Genomic DNA, 1,085 nt, shown 5'->3' with positions numbered 1-1,085 from the left:
AGTACTTAATATGCTGTTTGTATTGACGATACCGGTTCTATTCAATGCTTTCAAAATAATCTTCATCGAATCATAAGTGTATGCTGCCAATACAGTGGGTTTTTCATGGTATTTTTGAATATAAATATTTTCAAATTTAGTTAAAGCATCGTAGGGCTGTATAAAATCCAAATTGCGGATAAAATGAGAGTTAATGACTTTATCATTTAGTCGCATAAAAAATGTTTGACTAACTGACGAACCAAAGTTTTCTGTGCCAATAAAAACAGTGCTATGGTTATTCATAATATTGGCAATTTTTGCTGATGCTATTGCACCTGACAATAAAAAAACATATTGATATTTCCGTTCATTCAAAAAACTCTTCAATTTTCCCTCAATATCGCTGTCATTTTCTAGAAAATCGAATGTAGAATATTCTACGTGTTCATTTTTTAAAATGCTGGAATACACTTCCTTATACTTTAGCATCTCATCACGGTTAATTTCCGTTATAAGCAACACGTTGTTTATATTTTTATAGCGATCAAGTAAGTAGCTCATCATTTTGTCAGCTTGGTAGTTATAGCTTGGCATAAAGATAAAAATATTTTTAGGTAATTGATCAGAGTTGGTGGTGCTAGCGTAGGAAGTAAAAATCGGTATGGTGTCATTTTTCTGTTCTTTTACAGCTAATAACAAGTCTGATAGATATTCAAATCCAATAATTGCAGAACAAGAGTCATTTACCATTTGATTATAAATATGCATTGGCTCCAATGGTCTGTTATTATAAAAATAACTCTTAATCTCAACTTTGTTAGTGAGATCATTTTCTTCTTTTGCAAGAAATGCTGCATTTAAAAAAGACTGACCATATGATTTTAAATTTTCAACAATCCTACCGGTTAAACATATTTTAATTTTAGATTGTGCTTGAATAATAGTGGGTATTATTATAGAAAACAATAAGATGATTGCCTTAGAGCTATTTAATAAATTCATTTAAAAGCTCGCTAAAACGATCATTCTCTTCTAGATGCGGGTAGTGAGAAGATTTATTGAAAGTTATAATTTCATGATTGTTCAATGCTATTTGGTGTCCA

The 1,085-nt window shown here is 30.3% G+C and carries 1 protein-coding gene; it reads right to left on the bottom strand.

What is annotated here, in order from left to right; translation table 11 throughout:
• Positions 1-984 (bottom strand): type 1 periplasmic-binding domain-containing protein (locus Lani_RS13340; RefSeq protein WP_058388605.1); only part of this gene is annotated, 984 nt, incomplete at its 3' end.
• Between the last annotated feature and the right edge of the window lie 101 nt (positions 985-1,085).

The organism is Legionella anisa (assembly GCF_001467525.1).
Classification (GTDB): domain Bacteria; phylum Pseudomonadota; class Gammaproteobacteria; order Legionellales; family Legionellaceae; genus Legionella; species Legionella anisa.
This window is presented reverse-complemented; position numbering and strand designations above follow the sequence as displayed.